This is a genomic window from Ruegeria sp. HKCCA4812, from assembly GCF_013034245.1.
Lineage (GTDB): Bacteria > Pseudomonadota > Alphaproteobacteria > Rhodobacterales > Rhodobacteraceae > Ruegeria.
In genome coordinates, this window is the sequence record NZ_WQFQ01000001.1 from 1,274,798 (window position 1) to 1,295,927 (window position 21,130).

General features: G+C 58.3%; 23 protein-coding genes and 1 tRNA gene. 10 read left to right on the top strand and 14 right to left on the bottom strand.

The window, feature by feature from the left end; genetic code table 11:
• Positions 1-11: 11 nt before the first annotated feature.
• The 3 genes from GOW04_RS06370 (at position 12) to GOW04_RS06380 (ending at position 2,534) form a co-directional block, all read left to right on the top strand.
• Positions 12-761 carry a transporter substrate-binding domain-containing protein gene (locus tag GOW04_RS06370; protein WP_171170557.1) on the top strand — a complete coding sequence of 250 codons (750 nt, stop codon included), beginning with the start codon at positions 12-14 and terminating at the stop codon, positions 759-761.
• Positions 762-843: 82 nt separating this feature from the next.
• Positions 844-1,731 (top strand): ABC transporter permease, encoded by an 888-nt coding sequence (locus GOW04_RS06375; protein WP_171170555.1) that lies wholly within the window; start codon positions 844-846, stop codon positions 1,729-1,731.
• Entirely contained in the window at positions 1,728-2,534 is an 807-nt protein-coding gene (locus GOW04_RS06380; protein ID WP_152457564.1) for an ABC transporter permease, read from the top strand. Before GOW04_RS06375 ends, GOW04_RS06380 begins: the two co-directional genes overlap by 4 nt.
• A 94-nt stretch (positions 2,535-2,628) precedes the next feature.
• Here the strand turns inward: GOW04_RS06380 and GOW04_RS06385 are convergent.
• Positions 2,629-2,705: transfer RNA gene (locus GOW04_RS06385), tRNA-His, on the bottom strand.
• 47 nt (positions 2,706-2,752) lie between these two features.
• A complete protein-coding gene (locus GOW04_RS06390; RefSeq protein WP_171231890.1) occupies positions 2,753-3,235 on the bottom strand; it encodes a GNAT family N-acetyltransferase in 483 nt (160 codons plus the stop codon).
• A gap of 77 nt (positions 3,236-3,312) precedes the next feature.
• Between GOW04_RS06390 and GOW04_RS06395 the strand changes: the two genes are divergently transcribed.
• A complete protein-coding gene (locus GOW04_RS06395; protein WP_152457562.1) occupies positions 3,313-3,501 on the top strand; it encodes a DUF6324 family protein in 189 nt (62 codons plus the stop codon).
• Positions 3,502-3,503: 2 nt separating this feature from the next.
• Here the strand turns inward: GOW04_RS06395 and GOW04_RS06400 are convergent, their stop codons facing one another.
• Positions 3,504-3,935, bottom strand: a complete 432-nt coding sequence (locus tag GOW04_RS06400) for an MmcB family DNA repair protein (RefSeq protein WP_152457561.1) — start codon at positions 3,933-3,935, stop codon at positions 3,504-3,506.
• 114 nt (positions 3,936-4,049) lie between these two features.
• Between GOW04_RS06400 and GOW04_RS06405 the strand changes: the two genes are divergently transcribed.
• Both GOW04_RS06405 and GOW04_RS06410 read left to right on the top strand, forming a co-directional pair.
• Positions 4,050-4,373 carry a helix-turn-helix transcriptional regulator gene (locus GOW04_RS06405; protein ID WP_152457560.1) on the top strand — a complete coding sequence of 108 codons (324 nt, stop codon included), beginning with the start codon at positions 4,050-4,052 and terminating at the stop codon, positions 4,371-4,373.
• Positions 4,366-4,791 (top strand): SRPBCC domain-containing protein, encoded by a 426-nt coding sequence (locus GOW04_RS06410; RefSeq protein WP_171170550.1) that lies wholly within the window; start codon positions 4,366-4,368, stop codon positions 4,789-4,791. The genes GOW04_RS06405 and GOW04_RS06410 overlap by 8 nt, the downstream gene beginning before the upstream one ends.
• Before the next feature lie 214 nt (positions 4,792-5,005).
• On the opposite strand, the gene GOW04_RS06415 is transcribed toward GOW04_RS06410, so the two are convergent.
• The 5 genes from GOW04_RS06415 to GOW04_RS06435 form a co-directional block, all read right to left on the bottom strand.
• Positions 5,006-5,311, bottom strand: a complete 306-nt coding sequence (locus tag GOW04_RS06415; protein WP_171170548.1) for a hypothetical protein — start codon at positions 5,309-5,311, stop codon at positions 5,006-5,008.
• A 59-nt stretch (positions 5,312-5,370) separates the two neighbouring features.
• Entirely contained in the window at positions 5,371-5,853 is a 483-nt protein-coding gene (gene nusB, locus GOW04_RS06420; protein WP_171231891.1) for a transcription antitermination factor NusB, read from the bottom strand.
• Entirely contained in the window at positions 5,850-6,401 is a 552-nt protein-coding gene (locus tag GOW04_RS06425; protein WP_171231892.1) for a 6,7-dimethyl-8-ribityllumazine synthase, read from the bottom strand. The genes nusB and GOW04_RS06425 overlap by 4 nt, the downstream gene beginning before the upstream one ends.
• 2 nt (positions 6,402-6,403) lie before the next feature.
• Positions 6,404-7,525, bottom strand: coding sequence for a 3,4-dihydroxy-2-butanone-4-phosphate synthase (ribB, locus tag GOW04_RS06430; RefSeq protein WP_171231893.1), 1,122 nt, complete (start codon positions 7,523-7,525; stop codon positions 6,404-6,406).
• 99 nt (positions 7,526-7,624) lie between these two features.
• A complete protein-coding gene (locus tag GOW04_RS06435) occupies positions 7,625-8,212 on the bottom strand; it encodes a riboflavin synthase (RefSeq protein ID WP_171228475.1) in 588 nt (195 codons plus the stop codon).
• Between the two features lie 150 nt (positions 8,213-8,362).
• On the opposite strand from GOW04_RS06435, the gene GOW04_RS06440 reads away from it, so the two are divergent.
• The 3 genes from GOW04_RS06440 to GOW04_RS06450 all read left to right on the top strand — a co-directional run bounded on the left by GOW04_RS06440 (position 8,363) and on the right by GOW04_RS06450 (position 12,870).
• A complete protein-coding gene (locus tag GOW04_RS06440) occupies positions 8,363-9,652 on the top strand; it encodes a capsule biosynthesis protein (RefSeq protein WP_371814358.1) in 1,290 nt (429 codons plus the stop codon).
• Positions 9,653-9,756: 104 nt separating this feature from the next.
• The gene (locus GOW04_RS06445; protein ID WP_171170542.1) at positions 9,757-10,866 is read left to right on the top strand and encodes a polysaccharide biosynthesis/export family protein; all 1,110 of its coding nucleotides are present in this window, start codon (positions 9,757-9,759) and stop codon (positions 10,864-10,866) included.
• Between the two features lie 3 nt (positions 10,867-10,869).
• Positions 10,870-12,870, top strand: coding sequence for a capsular polysaccharide biosynthesis protein (locus GOW04_RS06450; RefSeq protein ID WP_171231895.1), 2,001 nt, complete (start codon positions 10,870-10,872; stop codon positions 12,868-12,870).
• Positions 12,871-12,872: 2 nt separating this feature from the next.
• Here the strand turns inward: GOW04_RS06450 and ribD are convergent, their stop codons facing one another.
• From ribD to GOW04_RS06470, 4 genes are all read right to left on the bottom strand, one after another.
• Entirely contained in the window at positions 12,873-13,973 is a 1,101-nt protein-coding gene (gene ribD / locus GOW04_RS06455; RefSeq protein WP_171231896.1) for a bifunctional diaminohydroxyphosphoribosylaminopyrimidine deaminase/5-amino-6-(5-phosphoribosylamino)uracil reductase RibD, read from the bottom strand.
• On the bottom strand, positions 13,970-14,440 hold the full coding sequence (gene nrdR / locus GOW04_RS06460; protein ID WP_117869416.1) for a transcriptional regulator NrdR: 471 nt from the start codon (positions 14,438-14,440) through the stop codon (positions 13,970-13,972). Before nrdR ends, ribD begins: the two co-directional genes overlap by 4 nt.
• A 120-nt stretch (positions 14,441-14,560) precedes the next feature.
• Positions 14,561-14,974: a secondary thiamine-phosphate synthase enzyme YjbQ gene (locus tag GOW04_RS06465; protein WP_171231897.1), complete on the bottom strand. Its 414-nt coding sequence runs from the start codon at positions 14,972-14,974 to the stop codon at positions 14,561-14,563.
• A 21-nt stretch (positions 14,975-14,995) separates the two neighbouring features.
• Positions 14,996-15,400, bottom strand: a complete 405-nt coding sequence (locus GOW04_RS06470) for a hypothetical protein (protein WP_152457548.1) — start codon at positions 15,398-15,400, stop codon at positions 14,996-14,998.
• Positions 15,401-15,858: 458 nt separating this feature from the next.
• Here GOW04_RS06470 and GOW04_RS06475 point away from each other — a divergent pair, with 458 nt between their 5' ends.
• Positions 15,859-16,899 carry an AraC family transcriptional regulator gene (locus tag GOW04_RS06475; protein ID WP_171231898.1) on the top strand — a complete coding sequence of 347 codons (1,041 nt, stop codon included), beginning with the start codon at positions 15,859-15,861 and terminating at the stop codon, positions 16,897-16,899.
• A gap of 161 nt (positions 16,900-17,060) precedes the next feature.
• On the opposite strand, the gene rpoD is transcribed toward GOW04_RS06475, so the two are convergent.
• Complete coding sequence (gene rpoD / locus GOW04_RS06480; RefSeq protein ID WP_171119526.1) at positions 17,061-19,049, bottom strand: RNA polymerase sigma factor RpoD; 1,989 nt, start codon at positions 19,047-19,049, stop codon at positions 17,061-17,063.
• Positions 19,050-19,162: 113 nt separating this feature from the next.
• Positions 19,163-21,109 carry a DNA primase gene (dnaG, locus tag GOW04_RS06485; protein ID WP_171231899.1) on the bottom strand — a complete coding sequence of 649 codons (1,947 nt, stop codon included), beginning with the start codon at positions 21,107-21,109 and terminating at the stop codon, positions 19,163-19,165.
• Between the last annotated feature and the right edge of the window lie 21 nt (positions 21,110-21,130).

Genomic DNA, 21,130 nt, shown 5'->3' on the forward strand with positions numbered 1-21,130 from the left:
GGGAGCAACCAATGAAAAATCTGATTCTGTCCACTGCCGCACTGGCGCTGACCGCCGGTATCGCCATGGCCGACACGGTCCGCATGGGAACCGAGGGCGCCTACCCTCCGTACAACTTCATCAATGATGCGGGCGAAATCGACGGCTTTGAGCGTGAAGTCGGCGACGAACTGTGCAAGCGTGCAAACCTGGAATGTGAATGGGTCAAGAACGACTGGGATTCGATCATTCCGAACCTGGTCTCGGGCAACTACGACACCATCATCGCGGGCATGTCGATCACCGACGAACGTGACGAAGTCATCGACTTCACCCAGAACTACTTCCCGCCTGCGGCCTCGGCCTATGTCGGTGCGTCTGCGGATGTTGATGTCACCACCGGCGTCGTTGCCGCACAGACCGCCACCATTCAGGCAGGCCACGTAGCCGAGTCGGGCGCGACTCTGGTCGAGTTTGCAACTCCGGAAGAAACCATCGCAGCCGTCCGCAACGGTGAAGCCGATGCCGTGTTTGCCGACAAGGACTTCCTGGTGCCGATCGTTGAGGAATCCGCCGGAGAGCTGGTCTTCGTGGGTGATGACGTTCCGCTGGGCGGTGGCATCGGGCTGGGCATCCGTGAATCGGATGGCGAACTGCGCGGAAAGTTCGACGAGGCGATCACCTCAATGAAAGCGGACGGTTCGTTGAACGAACTGATCATCAAGTGGTTCGGCGAAGGCGTTCCGACCTACAACGCTGACGGTTCGGTCGTTACAAACTAATCCGTATCACGCGGTTCGGCGCGTCCATCGCGCCGAACCCTGCCCGGTGGAATAACCGGGTACGACGCTCGAAAGACGCTTCATGTTTTCCTATTGCGCTGACCCTGACACGCTTGGAACGTTCCGCTGGTTCTCCTGCTACCTGACCAACGGCGTGCACTGGTCCTTCTACCTGTCGTTCCTCAAGGTGTTGGGATTGCTGGCGGTGACCGCGCCGGTCGCATTGGCGTTTGGTTTTGTTGGCGCAATGGCCGCCCGATCACATTTCCCGCCGCTGAGCTGGCTGGGCAAAGGGTATATTGCCATCGTGCGTGGTGTTCCGGACATCGCTTTCTTCCTGTTTTTCGTGATAGCCTTGGATCAGGCATTCGAATGGACGCGGCACAAGATATTGTGCCCCGAATGGACCGACCCGATCCGGCAGGGAAATGACTTTATCGTCTGTCAGGCGGCCAAGCTGCCATTGGGGACCGCACCGGAATGGGTGCATGAAACCTACGGCTTTTTCCTGGCCGTCGTTACCTTCTCAATTGTTTTCGGGGCGTTTGCGGCAAACGTTTTGTTTGGTGGAATGCGCGCCGTGCCCCACGCGCAGCTTGAAACCGCCGAAGCATATGGCATGTCCCGTCGCCAGACCTTCTGGCGCATCCTTGTGCCGCAGATGTGGGTCTATGCCCTGCCCGGCCTGTCGAATCTTTGGATGGTTCTCATCAAGGCCACTCCGCTGCTGTTCCTGCTGGGGATCGAAGACATCGTTTATTGGGCCCGCGAACTTGGCGGCACCAAGACGTCCAAGTTCACTCAGTATCCGCATGGCGACTGGCGCATGTGGTACTTCCTGTTCCTGCTTGTCTTCTACCTCGGCATGACGCGCGTATCTGAACTTGGGCTTGAAAAGCTGATGCGGAAACTGTCCCACGGGCAGGCCACGTCCGGCGGCGAGCTTCTGCGCAAGGAGACCACGGCATGAGCTGCTTGCAGACGATTCAAGATTACGGCCTGCGGTCCCTGGGTATCGGCGAGCGGCTACTGCCCAAAAGTGACTTCACCCTGTGCGAACAGTTCACGCTGATCGGGTCGGGGATGATCTGGAATGTCTATTTCGGGATCATGGCGCTGGCGACCGGATTCTTTCTGGCCACGGCCCTGGCCGTCGGCAAGGCGTCAGCAAACAAATGGCTTCGCAAGCCTTCGGAATGGTTCATTTTCCTGTTTCGCGGCTCGCCCTTGTTTATCCAGTTTTTCTTCGCCTATTTCCTGTTCCTGTCGCTGAAGAAATCCAACCCGATGTTCGACGCCTTCACCTCGGCCTGGCTGGGGGCGCTGATCGTGCTGTTCCTCAACACTGCCGCCTATTCAGGCGAGATCTTTTACGGAGCGCTAAGGTCCATTCCCAAGGGCGATATCGAAGCCGCAGATGCCTATGGCATGTCAGGCTGGGCCCGTTTTCGCCGGATCGTCTGGCCCACCATGTTGCGGCTTGCCTGGCCTGCCTACACAAACGAAGCGATCTTTCTTTTCCACGCAACAACGCTGGTCTTCTTTTCAGCCTTCCCGGCATGGCAGCAACGCGGAGACGCCCTGTATTACGCCAGTTACTTTGCGGACAAGACGTTCAACCCGTTCATCCCATACCCGATACTGGCGTTCTATTTCATCCTGCTGACGCTGGTGATTGTCGGGGGCTTTGGCCTGATCAATAAACGCCTGAACCGGCACCTGCCGGTCGCAAAACGGGCCAAGATGCGGTTCAAACTGAACCTGGCGCGCTGAGTTTCAGCGCGCCAGTCACGTCTGGACACCAAATCAAATCAACGCCAATCACCGCGCGCCCGCACGCTTTACAGCACATTCAAAAGGGGAGAAGTGGTACCGCCTCCCTGGCTTGAACAGGGGACCTCTGGATCCACAATCCAGCGCTCTAACCAACTGAGCTAAGGCGGCACTCGTGAGGGGCGATGTACCGAACACGCCCGCGGAATGCAAGAGCATTAAAGCCGAAATTTCCAGCTTTGTTCGACAAGATCGACACCGAAGGAATGCACCGCTTTGCTATCTGTCAATTCCCAGCCGGACGCCTTGTAAAGTGCGCAGGCGGCGGTATGGCTTTCGTGCGTCCACAGAACCATTTCTTTGTATCCTGCCCCGCGTGCGAAGGCAGTGCATGCTTGCAACAGGCGCTTTCCCAGCCCCAGCCCTCGTGCTTTCGGGACAAGCAGAAACAGCCGCAACTTGGCGGTATTCCGGTCAACAGCAACGCAGAAAATACTGCCCAGACGCTGCCCGTCCTGCTCGGCGATCCAGCCTCTTTCAAGCTCGGGGTCACTGTTGGCCATGAAGTCGTCAAGGATGCTGGCCACCAGGGGCGCAAAGCTGTCATCAAACCCTTCGTCGCGCGCATAAAGCAGACCGTGCTGTTCAACCAGCCACGCGGCGTCATCGAGGTGAAAGGGTCTGAGAACGGCGTCTTCCATATCTTATCTGACCGCAAAGGTGACTTGATTCTCAACCCCGTGCGCGCTAGCAGGAACGCTCAGTCTCGGAGGCACAGATGGGCATCAATACCGAACGCGACATTCAGGCAAACCTGCAAATCGGTCCGACCGATCAGGGTATGGTCCGCCTGTTCATCGAAGCTGACGGCATCGAAATACCGATGGATTTTGACCCGGAAGAAGCAGAAGAAATCGCCGACGAAATTCGTGCTGCGGTACAAGCCGCCCTTGCCGTCAAAGGTTGACCTTACAGCCTGGGATCCCGAAGCGCGTGCAAACGGCGCGCGGCATCCGTTGCAAATTTCTGGATCATCTTCTTGCGCCGCGCCGGTGCGATTTTGTCCTCGGGCGCCATGCGCACGATTTCCGCATCATAGGCATCGGCGATGATCAGGCCTGTTTCATCAGGCAACAGATCGGTCGGGAATTCTGTATCGACGGCCCAAAAAAAGCGGTCACACCATTCCAAATAGCCCTGCCATTTCGAATCCGACTGATAATCGGCACGGCTGGATTTGCACTCAATCACCCACAACTCACCCTTTGGCCCCAGCCCCATCACGTCAACGCGCAACCCGCGCGCAGGTACGAATTCCTCCACAGAAACAAAGCCATGGGCCGCAAGATGCCGCGCGACGCCACGTGCCAGTCTCTGTCCAGGTTGCAGATCCAAAGTCATAGCTGAAAATGTGAACAATTAGCGAACAAAAGTAAAGTGCCTTTGCGTCTTGACATAGTACCTTTTGGTATTACTTTAATATGACGCCAAAAGGTACTATTTCTGGGGTTGCTTATGGAGAACCAAACTCAAAACGCGTTTCGCGCGCTGGCCGATCCCACACGCCGGAACATCGTGCGACTGCTCTCGTCACAGGACATGACGATCGGGCAGTTGACGGACCGGTTCGACATGACCCGCGCTGCGGTCAAAAAACACCTGACGATTCTGTCCGACGGTGGGTTGATCACAGTCGAAGCGCGCGGCCGGGAACGCATCAATCGACTTGAACCACAGGGTATGGCCCCGGTGCTCGACTGGCTCAGCTATTTTGACCAGTTCTGGGACGATCGCCTCAACTCTCTCAAGGAAGCCATTGAAAGGAAACAAAATGACTGATGCCGTATTGAAGAAATCGATTTTCCTCAGGGCGGAACCGGAAACCGTTTGGGCATATCTGACGGAACCTGAGCATTTGGCGGAATGGTTCCACAAACCTGAAAGAACACTGGCAGAAGGTCAGAAGCTTGAGATGTTCGGCACGACAAGCGGCGACTTGCTGATCTGGGGAGAGGTCCGTGTCGCCCGCCCCCCAAAATATCTTGAACACACCTTCACCGTCAAACCGATGGGAGACGCTGTCAGCGTGGTCAAATGGACATTGGAGCCGGTCTCGGGCGGCACACGTCTTGAGCTTGTGCACGAAGGATTGCCGCAAGGCGTCGCAGCATTTGATCTGATCCTGGCCCTGGACAAAGGATGGGATGAACATTTCGGCAAGTTGCGTGTGGCATTGCACGAAACTGTTGACGCCTGACCTCTTGCGCGAACCCGTCAGACACCCTACTTAAGCGCGTGGCGGGTTCTGCCCTTCTTGTGACAGGTAGCATTCTGGTGGCCTTAAGCAATTCCGAGGGGGCTGGCTCTGTTCAGGTCCTGGCCTGATTACCCGGCGCCCACCTGTACATACAGGTCCTCGGGAATCAAACCGCACGGTTGACTGGTGGTCCCGCCGCACTTTCCCTGAAATATCAGCGCCCTGCGTGGGCTTCCTGTTTCACGGTTGCCGGCTCAAAACTGTGTGCGACCGGTGTTCCCCGACGCGGCCCCTGCGGCTTTTCCGCCATGCTCATGATCTTGTACGCGAACTGAACGCCGGCAAAGACGATGCCGTTCATGAACCAGATCATCACCAACGCGATCAGGCCGATTTCCGACCCGGTGATCAGATGCCGAAGGTTCGCGACGTTCAGCGCCAAGAGCACCCCGACAAACACTGCCGAAATGACAAAACCCCAGGCGACTTGCGTGATATACAGGCGGATCAGTTTGGGCATGGCGAACCTCCTTGCGCTTCGACAACAATGCTAGCGCATGTCTGGTTCAGGTAAACGTGTCAGAACGCCTCGGGCTGGGCCTCGCGCGCCATGTGATCCAGCACGGCATTGACGAATTTTGGTTCTTTACCTTCTGAAAAAAAGGCACGCGCCACATCGACAAACTCGGTGATCACCACCTTGGGCGGTGTGTCGCTTTGGGTCAGTTCCGCACCCGCCGCGCGAAACAGCGCGCGCAGGGTCGGGTCGATGCGCGCGATCGGCCATTTCGCCACCAGCGCGCGGTCGGTCATCTGGTCGATCGGCGCCTGATAGTTCACGGCGTCATCCACCAGCTTGCGGAACAGCGTGCTGTCGCCCTCGAGCATCTCGTCGCCCTCGTAGACCGCGCCGAACCGGTGGTCCAGAAACTCGTCGACCACCTGCTCGGTCGTCTGGCCCGACTGTTCCATCTGGAACAGGGCCTGCACGGCATAGAGCCGCGCGGCAGACTTCATAAGTCGTTTCTGATTGGCCGGCTTCGGCGCGTCTGTCTGGGTCATGCTGTCGTGGGTCCGTTGCTGTCGCCCGCCACAAGGATGGACTCGGACGGCGGCTTGAATCCGACGCCCTTTTTGGAAGAGCCCCACTTACGGCTGAGTGCGATCAGATGCAAGGCCGCAGCAGCGGCTCCGCCACCTTTATTCATCTTTTCGGGATTTGCGCGGACTTCGGCCTGGTCGTCATTTTCGACGGTTAGGATACCGTTGCCGATACACAGCCCCTGAAGGCCCATCAACTGGATCGCACGGCTGGAGTCGTTACAGACAGTTTCGTAATGCGTGGTCTCACCGCGAATGACGCAGCCCAGCGCGACATAGCCATCGAAGTTGCACTGGCGATCAGCCATTGCAATGGCCGTGGGGATTTCCAGCGCACCGGGCACCTCAACGACTTCGCATGTGCCACCTGCCGCTTCGATCTCGGCCTCTGCGCCTGCAACCAGATTGTCGGCGATGGCGCGATAGAACGGCGCCACAACGATCAGCAGTTTCACCGGCTTGTCGAATGTCGGTGTCGGCAGCACGCCGTGTTTGTCTTGTTCAGCCACGATCAGTCATCCTTGAGAATTGAGCGGGTCCCCACAATCGACAGCCCAAAGGCATCGAGGCCCAGATACACGGTTTCCGGCGAGTCGGTCAGCAGTACGAGTTCCTGAATGCCCATCTTCGACAGGATCTGCGCCCCCAGACCGGTTTGCTTGATGGTGCGCGGGCCTTCATCTTCGACCGCATACAACGAGTTGCGCGGCTGGCGGAACAGGCAGACCACGCCGCGGCCCTCTTCGGCGATCTTTTCCATCGCGCGCGGCAACTCGCGCGATGATTTCGGACCAAGCCCCAGGATATCCGGCGCTTCGTGCAGGGCGTGCGTGCGCGTCAGAACGGGCTCGGGCGTGGTGATGTCACCTTTGATCATGACAACATGTTCAATGCCGTGGGTCTGATCGGTGAAAATCCGCATTTCCCACTCACCGCCGTATTCCGAGGTGACTGTTTGACGAGAAGTCTCGACAACCAGATTGTCATTGCGCGCCCGATAGCTGATCAGGTCGCTGATCGTGCCGATTTTCATGTTGTGCTTTTTGGCGAACTCGACCAGATCCGGCAGGCGCGCCATGGTTCCGTCTTCATTCATGATCTCGCAGATCACGCCTGACGGGTTCAGCCCGGCAAGACGCGAGATATCCACGGCGGCCTCGGTATGGCCTGCGCGCACCAGCACCCCGCCCCGCTTTGCCCGCAACGGGAAGACATGGCCCGGGGTGGCGATATGCGCCATCGTGTTCTGTTCGTTGATCGCGGTCGCCACGGTCAGCGCCCGGTCGGCGGCTGAAATCCCGGTGCTGACACCTTCGCGCGCCTCAATCGAAACCGTAAAGGCCGTCTCGTGGCGGGATGAGTTGTTCACGGCCATCATCGGCAAGCCCAGCGCATCTATCCGTTCCGCCGTCATCGGCAAACAGATCAGGCCGCGCCCGTGGGTGGCCATGAAGTTGATCGCCTCGGCATCCGCAAACTCGGCCGGGATCACCAGATCGCCTTCGTTCTCGCGATCTTCGTGATCGACCAGAATGTACATCCGGCCGGCGCGCGCCTCTTCGATGATTTCTTCGATCGGGCTGATCGCGTCACGCAACTGGGCCTCGACCGGTCCGGGGGTTTCAAAGCTCATGGTGCAGCCTTTCACATGGCAGGTTTGCTCGGCGGAATAGACCACTGAGGGCGCAAAGACCAGTCCACAAACGGCGCAGGTACTTTCCGACGCGACGTATCAGGACATCTCGGCCAGACGCGCGACGTACCGGGCCAACGTATCGATCTCAAGATTGACGCGATCGCCCACACCCACATCGCCCCAGGTCGTGACTTCCTTGGTGTGAGGGATGAAATTGATGCCAAACTCGCAATCATTCACGTCATTGACCGTCAGCGATGTCCCGTTCAGCGCAACCGACCCTTTGGGCGCTATGAACCGGGCCAGTTCCTTCGGTGCGCGCAAGGTGACACGTGTGCTGTCGCCTTCATCTTCGACCGCGACCACGTCGGCCACGTCATCCACATGACCCGAAACGATGTGACCGCCCAGTTCATCACCGACTTTCAGCGCTCGCTCCAGATTGACGCGTTTTCCGACGGCCCAGGTGTCAAGATTGGTCTTCGAAACCGTCTCGGCGCTGATCTGAACATCATACCAATCGTCGCCCAGCGCGATCACCGTCAGGCACACACCATCACTGGCAATCGAGGCTCCGATATCGATACCGGCCGTGTCATAGGCCGTCTTGATCCGGGCGCGCAGATCCCCCTGCTGTTCCAGCTCGGTGACGGTGCCGATGTCGGTGACGATCCCTGTGAACATTCCGTTAACCCTCAGTTCCTAACCTGTGCCTGCTATTCACCGTCGAGGTAAGCCCAATGGGCCGCGCGGGCAAGCCCCGCCTTGCCGTACAAGGCCCAAACGGGCATAGTTTCGGCAACAAATACTAAAAGAGCAGTCCAGATGCCGCAAATGCCTTCAGGCTCAGACAAACGGGTCTTCCTGTTTCTTCAGGGACCTCACGGGCCGTTTTTCTCAACACTCGGGCAGATGTTGCGCGCCACGGGGGCACAGGTCTGGCGGGTTGGGTTCAATGCGGGGGATCAGGCGTTCTGGTTCGACAAGGCAAGATTCATCGCGTTCCGGAACAAGCCCGACGATTGGCCCGAGACATTGAACAGACTGATTGCCGACAAGGGCGTCACGGATATCGTACTTTATGGCGACACGAGACCGGTCCACGCCCGCGCAGTTGAGATTGCGAAGTCTCAAGGGCTGACAATTCACGTTTTCGAAGAAGGCTACCTGCGGCCTTGGTGGGTTACGTACGAGCGGGACGGGTCAAACGGGCACTCGCGCCTGATGTCACTGAATGTCGACCAGATGCGGCAGGCTCTGGCCCGGGCGGACGGCAAAACGCCCCCGCCACCATCGCATTGGGGGGATATGCGGCAACACATATTCTACGGCGCCCTCTATCATTGGTTCGTCATGTTCCTGAACAAGGGATACCGTAATTTCCGGCCTCATCGTGATCTGTCGGTTTCACAGGAATTCCGGTTGTATTTCAAACGCCTGATGCTGATGCCTGTTCATCGCCTGCAACGCAGCATTGCCACGGCGCGCGTCAGATGGGGGGGCTTCCCCTATCACCTCGTGTTGCTGCAACTGGGGCATGACAGTTCGGTTCAGGCCCATTCCGAATTCTCCTGCATGTCCGATTTTCTGGAACTGGTCATCGCAGGATTCGCGCAAGGCGCACCGGCGCATCACAGGCTGGTTGTAAAAGAGCACCCTTTGGAAAACCACCGTGAACCATTGCACCTTCGCGCCATGGAGATTGCCAGGAAACACGGGGTGCAGAACCGTGTTCACTATGTCCCCGGCGGAAAACTGGCAGGTTTGCTGGATGAGGCGAACTCGGCCGTCACCGTGAATTCCACTGCGGGGCAGCAGGTCTTGTGGCGGGGTATTCCGCTGCGTATTTTCGGACGTTCGGTTTATGACAAGACCGACTTCGTATCACAGCAGTCGATCGCCGCATTTTTTGCTGAACCAGACGCGCCGGATGTCGACGCCTATCGCTGTTACCGGCAATTCCTGCTGGAAACCAGCCAGGTTCCGGGCGGGTTTTATTCCCGGCGCGGCAGGCGGCAGTTGCTGCGCCGCGCCGTGGACATGATGCTCAGCAGCAGTGACCCTTATCAGGCCCTTCTGAACAAGAACGAGGCACCGACGCCACAGTTGAAAATCGTCGAGTAATTCGGGCGCTCTGTGACTGGAAGTTGTGCTGCTTACCGGCTAATCTTCCCGCAACAACAAAAGACTGAGGATATCCGGCAGTGCAATTCTCTCCTAAGCGATGGATGCGGGGGGTTTCCCTTGTGGCCGCAATCGGCTTGATGGCGGCCTGCCAACTTCCGAAATCCGGGCCGAACAAGACCGAAATTCTGGCGGGCGCAGTCCAGAATGGCGGCAACGCGTTTGTCGTCGAAGTCGATGACCGCGTGACACGCCTTGCATCCGCCGTGCCTCAGTTTGGCTTTTCGTCCTCGTTCAGCAGCGCCCAGGCCTTGACCGCCGACACTGTCCGCCCCGGTGACGTGCTGGGCTTGACCATATGGGAAAACGTGGACGATGGGTTGCTGTCCGGCGAAACCGGTGCGGCGACCATTCTGGACGAAGTTCAGGTCGACAGCGATGGTTTCATTTTCGTCCCCTATGCGGGTCGGATTCGGGCCGCAGGCAACACGCCCGAACAGCTTCGCGTTTTGATTACGAACAAGCTGCGGGAACAGACACCCGACCCACAGATCGAAGTGCGACGTGTTGCGGGTGACGGTTCCACCGTCTCGCTGACGGGTACAGTCGCAACCCCCGGCATCTATCCGATCGAACGCCCAACCCGTTCCCTGCTTGGCATGCTGTCCAAGGCGGGCGGGGTCTCAGTAGCGTCGGATATCGCACTGGTGACACTGATCCGAGGGGATCAAAAGGGCACTGTCTGGTACGAAGATCTGTTCCGCAACCCGAAACTGGACGTCGCTTTGCGTGGCGGCGACCGCATTTTGGTGGAAGAAGACAGCAGATCATACATAGCTCTCGGCGCGACCGGGGGTCAGTCTCGCGTGGCCTTTGACAGTCAGGACCTTACCGCCTTGGAAGCTTTGGCTCAGGTCGGTGGTCTGCTAACGCTGTCCTCTGATCCAACCGGCATTTTCATTCTGCGAAAAGAGCGCCAGGACATCGCGCGCAGCATCACCGGACGCGCCGACCTGAAGGGGGATCAACGCATGATCTACCTGCTGAACCTGACGGCCCCCAACGGCCTGTTCATCGCGCGGGATTTCGTGATCCGCGACGATGATACGATTTATGTGACCGAAGCACCCTATGCACAGTGGAGCAAATCGATCTCGCTGATCGCTGGTGGCCTGACCCCCATCGCAAACGTCGCCACGCTGACCGGCAACTGATGCATGGTACCCGATCCTGACAGCGCAGCCGGGGCCAAGCGCACCCGGCTGTTCGTCTACAACGGCGGGTTTCTTACGCAAAAACGCCTGAGACGGATTCTGACGCTTGCCGGATATGACATTCGTCTGGGTCTTCCCAAGGATGGCGATTGCGTGGGCATTTGGGGCAACAGCCCGACCGCGTATCGGGGTCTGCGCATCGCCGAAAAACACCGTGCACCCGTTCTGCGGGTCGAGGATGCCTTTCTCAGGTCTCTGCACCCGGGGCGCGCCGGTGAACCGCCCTTGGGTCTTTTGCTGGACCGTTCAGGCCCGCATTTCGATGCGGCAGAACCTTCGGACCTTGAGAAGCTGCTGAACAGTGATCCCTTGGACGACACCGCGCTGCTGAACCGCGCACGTGCGGCGATGGAGCGGGTCAGGGAATTGCACCTCAGCAAGTATTCCGCGTTTGACCCCGATCTTGCCGCACCTGACCCCGGTTATGTACTGGTCATCGATCAGACGGTTGGCGATGCCGCCGTCACGGCAAGCGGCGCCGATCGTGCCCGTTTTCTTGAAATGCTCGTGGTCGCGCAGGAGGAAAACCCAGGCGCGCGCATTCTGATCAAGACACATCCCGAAACGATGGCAGGTCATCGTCAGGGGCATTTCACCGATCAGGACCTGTCAGGCCGGGTCACGTGGTTTGACAAGCCCATCAGCCCCTGGCCCCTGCTCGAGGGCGCCGTTGCGGTTTATACCGTGTCCTCGCAGCTGAGCTTTGAAGCAATCCTGGCCGGTCACAAACCGCGCGTTTTCGGCCAACCGTTCTATGCCGGCTGGGGCCTGACGCAGGATGAATTCCCGGTCCAACGCCGACAGCGCAACCTGACGCGCGCGCAACTGTTCGCGGCCGCGATGCTGCTTTACCCGACCTGGTACGACCCCTTTCGCGATCAGCTCTGCGAACTGGAAACGGTTCTGGACATTTTGGAGGCGCAGACCCGCGCATGGCGGCAGGATAGGCTCGGTTGGACGGCTGCCGGTATGCGTCTGTGGAAACGCAGGCACATGCAACAGATTTTCGGGCGGCATAGCACGTTGCGCTTTACGGCCACACAGCCTGATGCCTCAGATCGCCCCCACATGGTCTGGGCCAGTCGGGCGCGCGACAGCGAAGGGGCCGTTCGTGTGGAAGACGGCTTTTTGCGTTCCCGCGGACTTGGGGCGGCGCTTGTTCCGCCCCTATCCCTGGTAACCGACGAAATCGGTATCTACTATGACCCCACAAAGCCCAGCCAGTTGGAAAACCTGATCAGCGAGCGCGCAACATTGCGTCCGGATCAGGAATTGCGCGCTGAACGGCTTGTCGAGAGATTGCTGGCCGATGGTTTGAGCAAATACAACACGGGCCAATCCGCGCCGGTTCTGCCCCATGGGCACCGAATTCTGGTGCCCGGACAGGTTAAAGATGACGCCTCGATCCTGCTGGGCACCAACACGGTGCGCAGCAATCTGGACCTGCTGCAAACGGCGCGCGAGGCCAACCCCGATGCAATCCTGATCTACAAACCGCATCCTGATGTCGAAGCCGGGTTGCGGGATGGCCAGATAGACGCAGAGTCACTTGCGGACCTTGTCGTGACCCGGACTGACCCCGCCTCGCTGCTGACGCAGGTGGACGAGGTGTGGACAATGACATCGCTATTGGGGTTCGAGGCATTGTTGCGCGGGGTGAAGGTCACGACTCTGGGCGCGCCCTTCTATGCGGGATGGGGCCTGACCACCGATCTGGATACCGTCCCCGTCAGGCGAGGTGCACGGCCGTCGCTGATGGGCTTGGTGCACGCCACCTTGATTGACTATCCACGCTATTTCGATCCGATCACCAGACAACCCTGCCCTGTCGAAGTGGCCGTTGAACGCTTGGCGCTGGGGTATTCGGCACCGTCCGGTCCGTTCAACCGGTTTCTGTCAAAGCTTCAGGGCGCGTTCGCAACGCACGCTCATCTTTGGCGTTGACATTATTCCGACGCTCTGCGCCAACGGTGCAATACATCCCCGCCGACCGCCTGCGTCTCGATCAATTCGAACCTGGGGGCGGCCTCCAGCGTTTCCAGACCTAGTGTCCCAACTGCGGCCAGGCCCTCGGCCCCGATGGTTAAGCCGGCAGTGAACCCGATCAGCTCATCCACCAAATCTTCGGCCAGCAGCGAGGCCGCAAGCGCGGCACCGCCTTCGCAGAAGACACTGGTCAAACCGGCCTGACCCAGTTGCTGAAGCAGATCCACCGCATCGATATGATGATCTTTCAACGCACAGGGGATCAGCTTTGCCCCCAATCCCTCCCACGCCTGTGCGCGTTCGGCATCCGGGTGATGCGCATGGCACAGCCAGACAGGTATCTTTGAGGCTGTGCGCGCCAGCTGCCCCATCAGAGAAATATCCATATGGCGGGACACCACGACGCGGACGGGTTGATGCTCAACCCCAAGATCCCGAACGGTCAGCGAGGGGTCGTCGGCGCGCGCCGTCCCTGCCCCGACCATAACCGCATCGTGACGTGCGCGCATGGCATGGACCACACGACGTGCCTGCGGTCCGGTGATCCATTGACTGTGCCCTGTCGAGGTTGCGATGCGCCCGTCGAAACTGCTGGCCATCTTCAGCGTCACAAAAGGCCGGCCTTGTTCAGTCTTGAGGAAAAAGCCCGCCAGATCCCGTTCTGCCTGTTGCGCAAGAACGCCAGTTACGACGTCAATCCCCGCCTCGCGCAACATGGCAAAACCCTGCCCGGCCACGCGCGGATCGCTGTCTTCGACAGCGGCCACAACACGGGACACACCTACCGCAATCAAGGCCTCGGCGCAGGGCGGCGTTTTGCCGTGATGGGCACAGGGTTCCAGCGTTACATAGGCGGTTGCACCTCGCGCACCCTGCCCGGCCTGAGCCAATGCTTCGGTCTCGGCATGAGGGCGGCCACCCGGTTGCGTCCAGCCCCGCCCGATGATCCGGTCATCACGAACGATGACACACCCCACAGCGGGGTTCGGCCAGCACGTCCCCTGACCGCGCCGCCCCAAAGACAGGGCAAGCGCCATGAATCGCTTATCTGTTTCGTTCACTCGTCAGTCGAAGGCTGCGGCGGGCGCAGTTCGTGGACGAACTCCTCGAAATCATCGGCCGCCTGGAAATTCTTGTACACACTCGCAAAGCGAACATAGGCGACAGTGTCGATCCGCGCCAGAGCTTCCATAACGATCTCACCGATCTTGTTGGACGGGATATCCGTGTCGCCCATGCTTTCCAGACGGCGCACGATGCCCGAAATCATCTGATCGATCCGTTCGGGATCAACGGGGCGTTTCTGCATCGAGATGCGGATCGAACGCTCCAGCTTGTCGCGATCGAAATCTTCGCGTTTACCATTGGTTTTTATGACAACCAGATCACGCAGTTGCACACGTTCGTAGGTCGTGAAACGCCCGCCACATGCCGGGCAGAACCGACGCCGGCGGATTGCCACATGGTCCTCTGCCGGGCGTGAATCTTTCACCTGAGTGTCGATATTTCCGCAAAACGGGCAGCGCATCCGCCGTCTCCTCGTCCCATGTTCGGCCACTTTTTGTAAGCGCTGCGGCTTACTTATCCACAACTATAGGGCAGCCGCTAGGGTTTGGGTAGTCGGAAATTCAAACCGCTAAATAGTGGGTCAGGCCAGATACGCCGCAACCTTCCTTTGATGCGGCGCGGTGCGGTGTTCAAACAGGTAAATCCCTTGCCATGTTCCAAGTACGGGCCGCCCCTGCGACACCGGGATCGTCAGCGAAACCGGCAGGAGCGCGGCCTTGATATGCGCAGGCATATCGTCCGGGCCTTCATAGGTGTGCCGCAGATACGACATGGCAAGGTTGTCTGACGATGGAACCAGCCGTTCGAAGAACGCCTGAAGATCTGTTTGAACTTCGGGGTCCGCGTTTTCCTGAATCAGCAATGAGCAGGAAGTGTGGCGAACGAACAGGGTCAAGACCCCATCTTTCGCCACCCGTTCAAGCCATTGCAGAACGTCGGACGTGAATTCGTACAGCCCCGGTCCACGGGTGTGCAAAACGAACTCGGTCTGCATCGTGTCTATCCTGCGCGTTTGTCAGTCGTTGAAGAACGGTCGATAATTACAACGTGCATTCGCACCTTGTACAGATTCACTGTTGCCAGGCTGAAACCCGAACGAGACAAAGCTGCTGGGTTGCACATCAACCGTTTGAGGTTGCTTGATCGAAAACTGAACCGCTGTTCTGCGACCGGTTGTGACACTGGGCCCGTACCCCCGCAGCACGTAAATCCGGTCCGTCCAACCCAATCCCAAGGTTCGGCGCGCATAATCTGCGGCCGCGCACCAATAGCCTTCGGTACGCATGTCGCCGCGGGGGATGACCTCAAAATCAGTGGCGTTTATGGGTTCCGTTCGAAATCCGTTCCGTGCAGCATCTGCTGTCAATGGAACACTGAAGGCCAAGGCTGCCAACGCGGCGAAAGTGTATGACTGTTTCATGGTAATTTCTTCCCTGATTGCTTGTTCCAAATAGTGACCTCCAAATAGGTTAGTCGAACTTCACCGCGTGCACAGGGTGCCTCACGATCAATTCAGCCCGTCTGGTACATAGCGTGATCCGGTGTGAGCCAGCCTTGACAGCGGATCAGCAGGCCCAAGCCCGGCGTCGCAATACAACGCGTCGCTTGCGGGAAAAAGAGCGTGCCGGGGAGCCCTGAGCAGAGATTGGTGATTTCTCCGAGGCTCTGACCTCATCCCCAAAAAGGTCCCGACCCGGCAACAAAGCTGATTTGGACAGCCCCGCTCTACACTTCATGCGCGTTCCGGTCAAAACCTTTCGAGAACTTGCCAACAAGTAGTACTCAAGTGCAAAATCCTTTCTGCCAAAGCCAAAGTCAACAAAGGGATTTCCCTGATAAACTGTTAGTGTATTTGAGAACGTAAGGTGTTGTACCACGATGGATGTAGATATCGACCGACTACATTTTTTGATCCAAGCACTGGATCGCCACGCCGGCAACAGCAAAGTATCCCAGCGGGTATTGAAACAGGCCGGGCTGCGTCAGCAGGATATCGCGCCCCCTGCCGCAGTCTACAGCGCACATAAAGAGGCCCTTTTCATCCGGCACGCCTGTGACGCCGTTGGTGACATCACATTTGCGGCACGCACTGGGCTCGAGGTCACGTCGGCCTCGACCGTGACGGGGTATATCAGTAAATACTCCCGCGATTTGAGGCAGGTGATGGAAAACCTGTCCCGTTTTCACGGCATCATCGATCCGGCCATCGGGCTCAGCTTCCGTGTTGCCGGTAACTTCGCGGCCCTTGAGGCCGATTGGAAAGACGCCAGCTTTGCCCGCTATCATCGGCGCACGGAATTCCTGTTGTTCGCTGCGCTGGCCAGGATGAGAAACCTCACGCAGGTGAAGTTGTACCCGATCGAGATGCGCTTTCAGCACAAAGTTGGAAGCCACGCCAAAACCTACGAAAAGCTGGCAGGCTGCCCGGTGGTTTTCAGCGCTGAAAAGATTGAGATCATTCTGCCGCTATCTGCGCTGGAATTGAAAGTGCCGACCTATGATCCCAAGCTGCGGGAGCATTTGCTGGAATACGGTGAACGTCTGCTGGCCGAAAAAACACCTCCCAAGCACCAGACCCGCGCCCGTGTCGAAGGTCTGATCACCCGATCCCTGCCCGGCGCAATCCTGCAAGCCGAAGATGCGGCGGCTGATCTGGGGATAAGCCTCAGAACCTTCAGTCGACGTCTCAAGGAAGAAGGCACAAGCTATCGCGATATTGTGGACGATCTAAGATGTGATCTGGCCCAGACTTTCATCACAAATGGCATGACTCTGTCTGAAATCTCATATGCGCTGGGGTATGCCGATCAGGCAGCTTTTTCTACGGCCTTCAAACGGTGGACAGGTCAGCCGCCCAGCGCCTTCAAGACCCGAGTGGAACATCCCATTCGGCCAGCTGGCCGGGGGTCATCAGCCTGAAAAGCCTCGCCCCGGCCTGTCCCATGAGTGGACAAGACCGATATAGAAAGGCACACCGCCCCGGCCTTGTGCATTCGCGCCAACGTGATGCGAGAACCAGCCAATGTGAACGAACAAAGGCGCCTCTGACGGGGCGCCTTTGTTCTGATAGATCTTTGTTCTTATTGATCCAGGAAAGACCGGAGTTTTCGTGAACGGCTGGGATGCTTCAGCTTCCGCAGCGCCTTGGCCTCGATCTGACGGATCCGTTCGCGGGTCACGCTGAACTGCTGGCCGACTTCTTCCAAAGTGTGATCGGTGTTCATGCCGATGCCAAATCGCATCCGCAGAACCCGTTCTTCGCGCGGGGTGAGCGAGGCCAGAACCCTTGTGGTGGTTTCCTTGAGGTTTTCCTGAATGGCGCTGTCCAGGGGCAGCACGGCATTCTTGTCCTCGATGAAATCGCCCAGTTGGCTGTCTTCCTCGTCGCCAATCGGCGTCTCCAGAGAAATCGGCTCTTTGGCGATCTTCATCACCTTGCGCACTTTCTCGAGCGGCATCTGCAACTTTTCGGCCAGTTCTTCCGGCGTCGGCTCGCGGCCGATTTCATGCAGCATCTGACGGCCCGTGCGCACCAGCTTGTTGATCGTTTCGATCATGTGAACCGGAATACGGATCGTGCGGGCCTGATCCGCGATCGAGCGGGTGATCGCCTGACGGATCCACCAGGTCGCATAGGTCGAGAACTTGTAGCCACGACGGTATTCGAACTTGTCCACTGCCTTCATCAGGCCGATGTTGCCTTCCTGAATAAGATCAAGGAATTGCAGGCCACGGTTGGTGTACTTTTTGGCGATCGAGATCACCAGGCGCAGGTTGGCTTCGACCATTTCCTTCTTGGCCTGCCGCGCCTCTTTCTCGCCCTTCTGAACCTGCTGCACGATGCGGCGGAATTCCGAGATATCCAGACCGACATACTGGCCGACCTGAGCCATGTCGTTGCGCAGTTCCTCGACCTTCGCGGTCGAGCGTTCGATGAACATCTGCCATCCCCGGCCCGGCTTTTCGGCCATCTCGGCCAGCCAGTTCGGATCCAGCTCACGTCCCCGATACGCTTCGATGAACTCACGGCGGTTGATGCGTGCCTGATCGGCCAGCTTGACCATCGCGCTGTCCAGAGACATGACGCGGCGGTTGATGCCATAAAGCTGGTCGATCAGCGCCTCGATCCGGTTGTTGTGCAGGTGAAGGCCATTCACCAGCTCGACGATCTCAGCCCGCAGTTTCTGATAGGTTTCTTCGTCCTTTTCACTGAACGTACCGTCTTCGTTCAGCGTGGCCGAAATCCGGCTGTCCTGCATTTCAGACAGCATCGAGAAGTCGGTCGAGATACGCTCCAACGTGGTCAGGACCTGATCCTTCAGCGCCGCTTCCATCGCGGCCAGCGACATGTTGGCCTGATCGTCTTCGTCGTCATCGTCATCGTTGTTCAGCGGGTTGCCATCCGCATCCAGCTCAGGGCCGGTATCCTTGGCTGGCTTGTTCGCCTGCACGGCCGAGGTATCGACGACCGGCTCTTCAACGTCACCGTCTTCGTCCAACTGGTTGCCGAACGTGGTTTCCAGATCAATGACATCCCGCAGAAGAATGTCTTCGGACAACAATTCGTCATGCCAGATGGTGATCGCCTGAAAGGTCAGCGGGCTTTCACACAGGCCCGCAATCATCGTGTTGCGACCGGCTTCGATCCGCTTGGCGATTGCGATCTCACCCTCGCGGCTCAGCAGTTCGACCGACCCCATCTCACGCAGATACATGCGCACAGGGTCGTCGGTGCGATCCAGCTTTTCAGTGCCGGAACCGGCCAGTGCAACCTCACGGTTGCTTTCCGCGGCAACCAGTTCGGTCGAGCCTTTGTTCTCTTCTTCTTCGGCCTCTTCATCTTCGATGATGTTGATGCCCATCTCGGACAGCATCGACATTACGTCTTCGATCTGTTCCGAACTGACCTGATCAGGCGGCAACACCTGATTGAGCTGGTCGTAGGTAATGTAACCTTTCTCGCGAGCCTCGGCGATCATCTTCTTGACGTTCGCCTGGCTCATGTCCAGCGAGATTTCCTGTTCCTGCTCGTCGGATTTGCGGTCTTCGTTCGTATCCTTGGCGGCCATTCAATGCTCCTGCAGGGATGGGTGATTCGTCTCAGCCGAATCATTAGCGCGTATAAGTGATTCGGCCACCCGTTTACCCGTTTTTCTTTTCCAGTGCCTTACGAAAACACCACTTATCGGCGTTTCCGCTCGAATTTGATGCCAGACATGATCGCCGCAAACGCGTCTTTCTCGTCACGATTGATTCGCGCCCCATTGTCAGCAATGTCGAAAACGGCCCTATCCTCGTTCTGGCTTCGACTCGTGCGGTTGCGCTCTTCGGCGGCTTGCGCCAGCCGGTATGTCAGCGCCTCATCGGGCAGATCGGACAGTTCCTCTGCCGCTTCGGCAATCTCGGCATCCAACCCCCGGAGCGCTTTGATCTTTGCGAGTTCCTCGGCCAGTGTCATCTCGGCCTTTTCAACGTCGCCTGGCTTGGACACACAGGGGATGACTGCCACATGGCGAAGGGTCAGCAGGTTTTCAAGGGCGTCAGGCCCCATTGATGCGATAATATGGTCTTTCAGGTTGTCCGGATCATCGATCGCGTGACGCAGAACAGCATCGCGCAACGCCGCGTAGTCCGGATTGTGACATTCCATTTCTTCCAACTGTTGCTCAAATTGGACAACAACCTTGGGATTCAGAATTGAAATCGCCAGAATAGCGGCTTCACGCAGCTGGATATCCGCGTTTTCCGAAGAGGCCAGAAACGAACTGCGCGCGCCCGGCGTCGCGGTTGGCTGCGGCTGCCATTTTCCCCGCGGTTGCCAGGGACGGTTTTGAGGTTGTCGTCGGGGGCGGAACAGTTGCCAGCGCAGGTCTTTGATTTCCTGACCGTAATGCGAGCGGATCGAGGGATCTCGGATCAGCTTGATCTTGTCCCGCAGTGCCTTGTCCAGTGCTGCCTTGCGTTCCGGGCTGTCGAATACCTTTCCTTCGGTCTCGCGCTGCCACAGCAGTTTGACCATCGGTATGGCCCCTTCCAGAACGGCCTGAACGGCGCCCGGGCCTTCTGTGCGCAACAGATCGTCCGGGTCCTTGCCTTCGGGCATCAAGGCAAAACGCAGGGATTTTCCGGCCTCCAGCAGCGGCAGTGCCAGATCAACCGCCCGCATGGCAGCCCGCAGACCCGCGGCATCCCCGTCCAGTGCAATGATCGGTTCATCCGCGATCCGCCAGAGCAGCTGCAACTGATGTTCAGTAATGGCCGTTCCCAAAGGTGCAACCGACGCGCCAAACCCCGCCTCGGCCAGCGCGATCACGTCCATATACCCTTCGGCCACGATCAGCGGCTGCCCTTTGCCCGCCGCCTGCCGCGCCGGACCTTGATTGTAAAGGCTGCGCCCCTTGTCGAACAACTCGGTCTCGGGCGAGTTCAGGTATTTCGCGTTGTCATTCGGATCCATCGCGCGGCCACCGAATGCAATGCAGCGCCCACGCGGATCACGGATCGGGAACATGATCCGGTTGCGGAAGGTGTCATAGGGTTTTTTGCCTTTGTTTGAAGGCTTGGCCAGCCCGGCGCCAAGGATCAGCTCCTCTTGGATGCTCTTGCCGCGCAGGTGATCCCAAAGCGCCTGCCAACTGTCCGGCGCAAACCCGATCTCCCACCGATCCAGCGCGCTTTGATCCAAACCCCGGCGCGACAGGTAATCCCGTGCCTCTGCCCCCGCCCCTGTTTTCAGCTGCAAGCGGAAAAACTGCACCGCCTGTTCCATCACATCGGCAAGCTGACTGCGGCGATCCTGCTTTTCCTGTGCTTTCGGATCCCGCGCAGGCATCGGCATGCCAGCCTCGCGGGCGAGGATCTCCACCGCTTCGATGAACGAAACATTTTCCGTTTCTTTTACAAAGCTGATCGCGTCGCCCTTGGCGTGACAGCCGAAGCAGTAATAAAACCCCTTCTGATCATCGACATGGAATGAGGCCGTCTTTTCGTGATGAAACGGGCAAGGCGCCCACATGTCACCTTTGCCTTGATTGGATTTGCGCTGATCCCAAATCACCTTGCGCCCGACGACCTGAGACAGGCTCAGGCGGGTGCGCAGTTCATCCAGAAATCCGGGGGGCAGTGACATGGGTCAAACCTGACAGAAACA

What these genes read in the sequence shown, in the direction of transcription:
- GOW04_RS06370 (WP_171170557.1), top strand. Translation starts at nt 12, where the DNA reads ATGAAAAATCTGATTCTGTCCACTGCCGCACTGGCGCTGACCGCCGGT.
- GOW04_RS06445 (WP_171170542.1), top strand. Translation starts at nt 9,757, where the DNA reads ATGCGGGGGGTTTCCCTTGTGGCCGCAATCGGCTTGATGGCGGCCTGC.
- nusB (WP_171231891.1), bottom strand. Translation starts at nt 5,853, where the DNA reads ATGACCCAGACAGACGCGCCGAAGCCGGCCAATCAGAAACGACTTATG.
- GOW04_RS06380 (WP_152457564.1), top strand. Translation starts at nt 1,728, where the DNA reads ATGAGCTGCTTGCAGACGATTCAAGATTACGGCCTGCGGTCCCTGGGT.
- rpoD (WP_171119526.1), bottom strand. Translation starts at nt 19,049, where the DNA reads ATGGCCGCCAAGGATACGAACGAAGACCGCAAATCCGACGAGCAGGAA.
- GOW04_RS06475 (WP_171231898.1), top strand. Translation starts at nt 15,859, where the DNA reads ATGGATGTAGATATCGACCGACTACATTTTTTGATCCAAGCACTGGAT.
- GOW04_RS06410 (WP_171170550.1), top strand. Translation starts at nt 4,366, where the DNA reads ATGACTGATGCCGTATTGAAGAAATCGATTTTCCTCAGGGCGGAACCG.
- GOW04_RS06435 (WP_171228475.1), bottom strand. Translation starts at nt 8,212, where the DNA reads ATGTTCACAGGGATCGTCACCGACATCGGCACCGTCACCGAGCTGGAA.
- GOW04_RS06395 (WP_152457562.1), top strand. Translation starts at nt 3,313, where the DNA reads ATGGGCATCAATACCGAACGCGACATTCAGGCAAACCTGCAAATCGGT.
- GOW04_RS06400 (WP_152457561.1), bottom strand. Translation starts at nt 3,935, where the DNA reads ATGACTTTGGATCTGCAACCTGGACAGAGACTGGCACGTGGCGTCGCG.
- GOW04_RS06405 (WP_152457560.1), top strand. Translation starts at nt 4,050, where the DNA reads ATGGAGAACCAAACTCAAAACGCGTTTCGCGCGCTGGCCGATCCCACA.
- GOW04_RS06465 (WP_171231897.1), bottom strand. Translation starts at nt 14,974, where the DNA reads ATGCAGACCGAGTTCGTTTTGCACACCCGTGGACCGGGGCTGTACGAA.
- nrdR (WP_117869416.1), bottom strand. Translation starts at nt 14,440, where the DNA reads ATGCGCTGCCCGTTTTGCGGAAATATCGACACTCAGGTGAAAGATTCA.
- GOW04_RS06375 (WP_171170555.1), top strand. Translation starts at nt 844, where the DNA reads ATGTTTTCCTATTGCGCTGACCCTGACACGCTTGGAACGTTCCGCTGG.
- GOW04_RS06470 (WP_152457548.1), bottom strand. Translation starts at nt 15,400, where the DNA reads ATGAAACAGTCATACACTTTCGCCGCGTTGGCAGCCTTGGCCTTCAGT.
- ribB (WP_171231893.1), bottom strand. Translation starts at nt 7,525, where the DNA reads ATGAGCTTTGAAACCCCCGGACCGGTCGAGGCCCAGTTGCGTGACGCG.
- GOW04_RS06440 (WP_371814358.1), top strand. Translation starts at nt 8,363, where the DNA reads ATGCCTTCAGGCTCAGACAAACGGGTCTTCCTGTTTCTTCAGGGACCT.
- GOW04_RS06415 (WP_171170548.1), bottom strand. Translation starts at nt 5,311, where the DNA reads ATGCCCAAACTGATCCGCCTGTATATCACGCAAGTCGCCTGGGGTTTT.
- dnaG (WP_171231899.1), bottom strand. Translation starts at nt 21,109, where the DNA reads ATGTCACTGCCCCCCGGATTTCTGGATGAACTGCGCACCCGCCTGAGC.
- GOW04_RS06390 (WP_171231890.1), bottom strand. Translation starts at nt 3,235, where the DNA reads ATGGAAGACGCCGTTCTCAGACCCTTTCACCTCGATGACGCCGCGTGG.
- GOW04_RS06450 (WP_171231895.1), top strand. Translation starts at nt 10,870, where the DNA reads ATGGTACCCGATCCTGACAGCGCAGCCGGGGCCAAGCGCACCCGGCTG.